8 protein-coding genes are annotated in these 6,472 nt (G+C 40.0%); all 8 read left to right on the top strand.

What is annotated here, in order from left to right:
- Positions 1–598: NUDIX hydrolase N-terminal domain-containing protein (locus SMIDD26_RS07435; protein WP_061439792.1), on the top strand; the 598-nt coding region annotated here is incomplete at its 5' end.
- A 90-nt stretch (positions 599–688) separates the two neighbouring features.
- Positions 689–1,393 (top strand): YwaF family protein, encoded by a 705-nt coding sequence (locus SMIDD26_RS07430; protein WP_061439713.1) that lies wholly within the window; start codon positions 689–691, stop codon positions 1,391–1,393.
- Positions 1,394–1,611: 218 nt separating this feature from the next.
- Positions 1,612–2,985, top strand: a complete 1,374-nt coding sequence (gene ftsA, locus SMIDD26_RS07425) for a cell division protein FtsA (protein WP_061439712.1) — start codon at positions 1,612–1,614, stop codon at positions 2,983–2,985.
- 16 nt (positions 2,986–3,001) lie between these two features.
- Positions 3,002–4,261, top strand: coding sequence for a cell division protein FtsZ (gene ftsZ, locus SMIDD26_RS07420; RefSeq protein WP_000144272.1), 1,260 nt, complete (start codon positions 3,002–3,004; stop codon positions 4,259–4,261).
- Between the two features lie 4 nt (positions 4,262–4,265).
- Positions 4,266–4,937: a YggS family pyridoxal phosphate-dependent enzyme gene (locus SMIDD26_RS07415; RefSeq protein WP_061439711.1), complete on the top strand. Its 672-nt coding sequence runs from the start codon at positions 4,266–4,268 to the stop codon at positions 4,935–4,937.
- A gap of 9 nt (positions 4,938–4,946) precedes the next feature.
- Complete coding sequence (locus SMIDD26_RS07410) at positions 4,947–5,486, top strand: cell division protein SepF (RefSeq protein WP_061439710.1); 540 nt, start codon at positions 4,947–4,949, stop codon at positions 5,484–5,486.
- The gene (locus tag SMIDD26_RS07405) at positions 5,486–5,749 is read left to right on the top strand and encodes a YggT family protein (RefSeq protein ID WP_000576513.1); all 264 of its coding nucleotides are present in this window, start codon (positions 5,486–5,488) and stop codon (positions 5,747–5,749) included. Before SMIDD26_RS07410 ends, SMIDD26_RS07405 begins: the two co-directional genes overlap by 1 nt.
- A partial coding sequence (locus tag SMIDD26_RS07400) for a YlmH family RNA-binding protein (RefSeq protein WP_246746982.1) occupies positions 5,746–6,472 on the top strand: 727 nt, incomplete at its 3' end. The genes SMIDD26_RS07405 and SMIDD26_RS07400, both read left to right, overlap by 4 nt.

The following is a 6,472-nucleotide window of genomic DNA, read 5'->3' as shown; positions in this document are numbered from 1 at the left end:
TTTTGTCAAGTATTTGCAAAGAATGATTGCCATTACAGATACTGGATTAACCTTTACAAAAGATCCTTTTGACCGTGAGCGCTACGAAGACTTGCGAAGTCTGTTAGGAGAAATGTTGAATCAAGCATCAGACCTTGATGCCGAAGAAGTGGCAGAAGTCTTGAAGCCAACTTCTGCTTATGCGACTCCGTTAATGGACGTCCGTGCTTGGATAGTTGAGGATGAAAAAATTTGTCTGGTTAGGGGACAAGGAGAGAATGATTGGGCTTTGCCAGGTGGCTTTGGCGAGGTCGGTTATTCACCAACTGAAAATATTCTCAAGGAGATTGAAGAAGAAACAGGTTTTACAGCAAAAGCTGAAAGGTTACTTGCAGTTTTTGATACAAATCGTTTCCAACTACAGAGCAAGCAATATGCAAAGTTTGTTTTTGAATGTAAGCTTCTCGATGGACAATTCCAAGAAAATCAAGAAATTGCAGACCTTCAATTTTTTGCCATTGACCAACTGCCAGCCTTATCTGAAAAACGCATTACCAAGGAGCAAATAGAGATTCTTTGGCAGGTTTATCAAGGTCAGAGGGAACAATATCTTGACTAAGAAGATGATTATCGTATTTCTAAATCCATTTTTGACAAATAGCATGGTATAATAAAATGCAGGAAAATTTTGAATCATGAGGAAGACTAGATGAATTTATGGGATATTTTCTTTACGACCCAAGCAACAGAACCACCTAAGTTTGATCTTTTTTGGTATGTCAGTATATTTACACTCTTGGCCTTGACCTTTTATACAGCCTATCGTTATCGTGAGAAGAAGCTTTACCAACGATTTTTCCAAATCTTGCAGGCAGTTCAGTTAATCCTTCTTTATGGTTGGTACTGGGCCAATCATATGCCACTGTCAGAAAGCTTACCCTTTTACCATTGTCGTATGGCCATGTTTGTGGTACTTTTGCTTCCTGGTCAGTCCAAATATAGGCAGTATTTTGCATTGCTAGGAACATTTGGGACATTAGCAGCCTTTGTTTATCCAGTGCCAGATGCCTATCCTTTCCCCCATATTGCGATTTTGTCCTTTATCTTTGGGCATTTAGCACTCTTGGGGAACTCTCTAGTTTATCTATTGAGACAGTATAATGCGCAATTACTGGATGTGAAGGGAATTTTTCTCATGACCTTTGCCCTAAATGCCTTGATTTTTGTAGTCAATTTGGTAACAGGTGGGGATTACGGATTTTTGACAAAGCCGCCATTGGTTGGAGATTACGGCTTAGTAGCTAATTATTTAATCGTTTCTCTGGCCCTGTCGGCAGCGATTACGTTAACAAAGAAAATCTTGGAACTATTTTTAGAACAAGAAGCAGAAAAAATGATTGCAAAGAAAGCTTAGAAATGAGCTTTCTTTTTTCATAAATCTGATTTTTTATAATTTGTTTGGAAAATAAAAAAAGTTGATGAGCAAAAGTGAAAAAATAGCAAGTAAATTTAGGAAAAAACTAAGCACAATTAGATTTTTTGTGTTATAATATTCTGTGAATAGCTATGCCTATGTTTAGCTATGGAATAATACGAAGTGCGAAACTTGGAAGATAGAGAGGATGCGATGTAATGGCTAGAGAAGGCTTTTTTACAGGTCTAGATATTGGAACAAGCTCTGTCAAGGTGCTTGTAGCCGAGCAGAGAAATGGTGAATTAAATGTAATTGGCGTGAGTAATGCCAAAAGTAAAGGTGTAAAGGATGGAATTATTGTTGATATTGATGCAGCAGCAACTGCTATCAAATCAGCTATTTCCCAAGCAGAAGAAAAGGCAGGCATTTCGATTAAATCAGTGAATGTCGGCTTGCCTGGTAATCTTTTGCAGGTAGAACCAACTCAAGGGATGATTCCAGTAACATCTGATACCAAGGAAATTACGGATCAAGATGTTGAAAATGTTGTCAAATCAGCTTTGACAAAGAGTATGACACCTGACCGTGAAGTCATTACCTTTATTCCTGAAGAATTTATTGTGGATGGTTTCCAAGGGATTCGTGACCCACGTGGCATGATGGGGGTTCGCCTTGAAATGCGTGGCTTGCTTTATACAGGTCCTCGTACTATCTTGCACAATTTACGTAAGACGGTTGAGCGTGCAGGTGTTCAGGTTGAAAATATTATCATTTCACCACTAGCAATGGTTCAATCAGTTTTGAACGAAGGTGAACGTGAATTTGGTGCTACAGTGATTGATATGGGGGCAGGTCAAACGACTGTCGCTACAATCCGTAACCAAGAACTCCAGTTTACCAATATTCTCCAAGAAGGCGGAGATTATGTAACTAAGGATATCTCTAAAGTCTTGAAAACTTCTCGCAAATTAGCGGAAGGCTTGAAACTGAACTACGGGGAAGCCTACCCTCCTCTTGCAAGCAAAGAAACCTTCCAAGTAGAAGTTATTGGAGAAGTAGAAGCAGTCGAAGTGACGGAAGCCTACTTGTCAGAAATTATTTTTGCACGAATCAAGCACATCCTTGAACAAATCAAGCAAGAATTAGATAGAAGACGTCTATTGGAGCTCCCTGGTGGTATTGTCTTAATCGGTGGGAATGCCATTTTACCAGGTATGGTTGAGCTTGCTCAAGAAGTCTTTGGCGTCCGTGTCAAGCTTTATGTCCCAAATCAAGTTGGTATCCGTAATCCAGCCTTTGCGCATGTGATTAGTTTATCAGAATTTGCTGGACAATTGACAGAAGTCAATCTTTTGGCTCAAAGAGCAGTCAAGGGTGAAGTTGCTCTGACTCATCAACCAATTAGTTTTGGGGGAATGATTCAGAAAACAGCTCAGTTTGTACAATCAACGCCTGTTCAACCAGCTCCTGCTCCAGAAGTAGAGCCGGTGGCGCCTACAGAACCAATGGCGGATTTCCAACAAGCTTCACAAAATAAACCGAAATTAGCAGATCGTTTCCGTGGCTTGATCGGAAGCATGTTTGACGAATAAAGAGGAAAAATAAATTATGACATTTTCATTTGATACAGCTGCTGCTCAAGGTGCAGTGATTAAAGTAATTGGTGTCGGTGGAGGTGGTGGCAATGCCATCAACCGTATGGTCGACGAAGGTGTTACAGGCGTAGAATTTATCGCAGCAAACACAGATGTACAAGCATTGAGTAGTACAAAAGCTGAGACTGTTATTCAGTTGGGACCTAAATTGACTCGTGGTTTGGGTGCAGGAGGTCAACCTGAGGTTGGTCGTAAAGCTGCTGAAGAAAGCGAAGAAACACTGACGGAAGCTATCAGTGGCGCAGATATGGTTTTCATCACTGCTGGTATGGGAGGAGGCTCTGGAACTGGAGCTGCTCCTGTTATTGCTCGTATCGCCAAAGATTTAGGTGCTCTTACAGTTGGTGTTGTGACACGTCCTTTCGGTTTTGAAGGAAGCAAGCGTGGACAATTTGCTGTTGAAGGAATCAACCAACTTCGTGAGCATGTAGATACTCTATTGATTATTTCAAACAACAACTTGCTTGAAATTGTTGATAAGAAAACACCGCTCTTGGAGGCTCTTAGCGAAGCAGATAACGTTCTTCGTCAAGGTGTTCAAGGAATTACCGATTTGATTACCAATCCAGGATTGATTAACCTTGACTTTGCCGATGTGAAAACGGTAATGGCAAACAAAGGAAATGCTCTCATGGGTATTGGTATCGGTAGTGGAGAAGAACGTGTGGTTGAAGCGGCACGTAAGGCAATTTACTCTCCACTTCTTGAAACAACAATTGATGGAGCAGAAGATGTGATTGTCAACGTAACTGGTGGTCTTGACTTAACCTTGATTGAAGCAGAAGAGGCTTCACAAATTGTGAACCAAGCAGCAGGTCAAGGAGTGAACATCTGGCTCGGTACTTCAATTGATGAAAGTATGCGTGATGAAATTCGTGTAACAGTTGTCGCAACGGGTGTTCGTCAAGACCGCGTAGAAAAGGTTGTGGCTCCACAAGCTAGACCGACTACTAACTACCGTGAGACAGTGAAACCAGCCCATTCACATGGGTTTGATCGTCATTTTGATATGGCAGAAACAGCTGAATTGCCAAAACAAAATCCACGTCGTTTGGAACCAACTCAGGCATCTGCTTTTGGTGATTGGGATCTTCGCCGTGAATCGATTGTTCGTACAACAGATTCAGTCGTTTCTCCAGTTGAACGCTTTGAAGCCCCAACATCACAAGATGAAGATGAATTGGATACACCTCCATTTTTCAAAAATCGTTAAGTAAATGAATGTAAAAGAAAATACAGAACTTGTTTTTCGAGAAGTTGCAGAGGCTAGTCTGAGTGCTCATCGAGAGAGTGGTTCAGTCTCTGTCATTGCAGTTACCAAGTATGTAGATGTACCGATAGCGGAAGCCTTGCTTCCGCTAGGTGTTCATCATATCGGTGAAAATCGTGTCGATAAGTTTCTGGAAAAATATGAAGCTTTAAAAGATCGAGATGTGACTTGGCATTTGATTGGTACCTTACAAAGACGTAAGGTGAAAGATGTCATTCAATACGTTGATTATTTCCATGCCTTGGATTCAGTCAAGCTAGCAGAGGAAATTCAAAAAAGAAGTGACCGAGTTATCAAGTGTTTCCTTCAAGTAAATATTTCTAAAGAAGAAAGCAAACACGGTTTTTCGAGAGAGGAACTGCTGGAAATCTTGCCAGAGTTAGCCAGACTAGATAAGATTGAATATGTTGGTTTAATGACGATGGCACCCTTTGAAGCTAGCAGTGAGCAGTTGAAAGAGATTTTCAAGGCAACCCAAGATTTACAAAGAGAAATTCAAGAGAAACAAATTCCAAATATGCCTATGACCGAGTTAAGTATGGGAATGAGTCGTGATTATAAAGAAGCGATTCAATTCGGTTCCACTTTTGTTCGTATAGGTACATCATTTTTTAAGTAGGAGAGAACCATGTCTTTAAAAGATAGATTCGATAGATTTATAGATTATTTTACGGAGGATGAGGATTCAAGTCTCCCTTATGAAAAAAGAGATGAGCCTGTGTTAACTCCAGTAAATTCTTCACAGGAACCGGCTCTCCCAGTGAATCAACCTTCACAGTCTGCTGGTGCAAAAGATAGCAATATCACCAGACTTCATGCAAGACAACAGGAATTGGCAAATCAGAGCCAGCGTGCAACGGATAAGGTCATTATAGATGTTCGTTATCCTAGAAAATATGAAGACGCAACAGAAATTGTTGATTTATTGGCAGGAAACGAAAGTATCTTGATTGATTTTCAATATATGACTGAAGTGCAGGCTCGTCGTTGTTTGGACTATTTGGATGGAGCTTGTCATGTTTTAGCTGGAAATTTGAAAAAGGTAGCATCTACTATGTATCTGTTAACACCAGTGAATGTTATTGTGAATGTAGAAGATATTCGTTTACCAGATGAAGAACAAAATGGTGAGTTTGGCTTTGATATGAAGCGAAATAGAGTACGATAATGATTTTTTTAATTCGTATGATTTATAATGCAGTGGATATTTACTCCCTGATTTTGGTGGCCTTTGCTGTCATGTCTTGGTTTCCAGGCGCCTACGAATCAAGTTTGGGTCGTTGGATTGTAGCATTGGTAAAACCAGTGCTTGCTCCCTTGCAACGCCTGCCTTTACAGATAGCGGGTCTTGATTTATCTGTTTGGGTTGCGATTGTTTTGGTTCGATTTTTAGGAGAAAACCTAGTCCGTTTTCTGGCGATGATAGGATGAATAAAGGGATTTATCAGCATTTCTCCATAGAAGATCGTCCATTTCTTGACAAGGGAATGGAATGGATAAAGAAGGTAGAAGATAGCTATGCTCCTTTTTTAACTCCTTTTATCAATCCTCATCAGGAGAAACTATTAAAGATTTTGGCCAAAACCTATGGTCTTGCTTGTAGCAGTAGTGGGGAATTCGTCTCGAGTGAGTATGTTCGAATTTTATTATACCCAGATTATTTCCAACCAGAGTTTTCAGATTTTGAAATATCTCTCCAGGAAATTGTGTATTCCAATAAATTTGAACATTTAACGCATGCTAAGATTTTAGGGACAGTCCTCAATCAATTAGGGATTGAACGGAAACTTTTTGGAGATATCCTAGTAGATGAAGAACGGGCGCAGATTATGGTCAATCAGCAATTTCTTCTTCTCTTTCAAGATGGATTAAAGAAAATTGGCCGTATACCCGTTTCGCTGGAGGAACGTCCTTTCACCGAGAAAATAGATAAGCTAGAACAGTATCGAGAGCTGGATTTATGTGTGTCTAGTTTTAGATTAGATGTTCTTTTATCAAATGTTTTGAAACTATCTAGGAATCAAGCAAACCAGTTGATTGAAAAGAAACTTGTCCAAGTAAATTATCATGTGGTAGACAAATCAGATTATATTGTTCAAGTTGGAGACTTGATTAGTGTGAGAAAATTTGGGCGCTTGAGATTGCTTCAAGATA

It is taken from the genome of Streptococcus mitis, assembly GCF_001579035.1.
Classification (GTDB): Bacteria; Bacillota; Bacilli; order Lactobacillales; family Streptococcaceae; genus Streptococcus; species Streptococcus mitis_J.
This window is presented reverse-complemented; position numbering and strand designations above follow the sequence as displayed.

Bases quoted from the DNA above. Each gene is read 5' to 3' on its own strand.
- SMIDD26_RS07415 (WP_061439711.1), top strand. From the start codon at position 4,266: ATGAATGTAAAAGAAAATACAGAACTTGTTTTTCGAGAAGTTGCAGAG.
- SMIDD26_RS07430 (WP_061439713.1), top strand. From the start codon at position 689: ATGAATTTATGGGATATTTTCTTTACGACCCAAGCAACAGAACCACCT.
- SMIDD26_RS07405 (WP_000576513.1), top strand. From the start codon at position 5,486: ATGATTTTTTTAATTCGTATGATTTATAATGCAGTGGATATTTACTCC.
- ftsZ (WP_000144272.1), top strand. From the start codon at position 3,002: ATGACATTTTCATTTGATACAGCTGCTGCTCAAGGTGCAGTGATTAAA.
- SMIDD26_RS07410 (WP_061439710.1), top strand. From the start codon at position 4,947: ATGTCTTTAAAAGATAGATTCGATAGATTTATAGATTATTTTACGGAG.
- ftsA (WP_061439712.1), top strand. From the start codon at position 1,612: ATGGCTAGAGAAGGCTTTTTTACAGGTCTAGATATTGGAACAAGCTCT.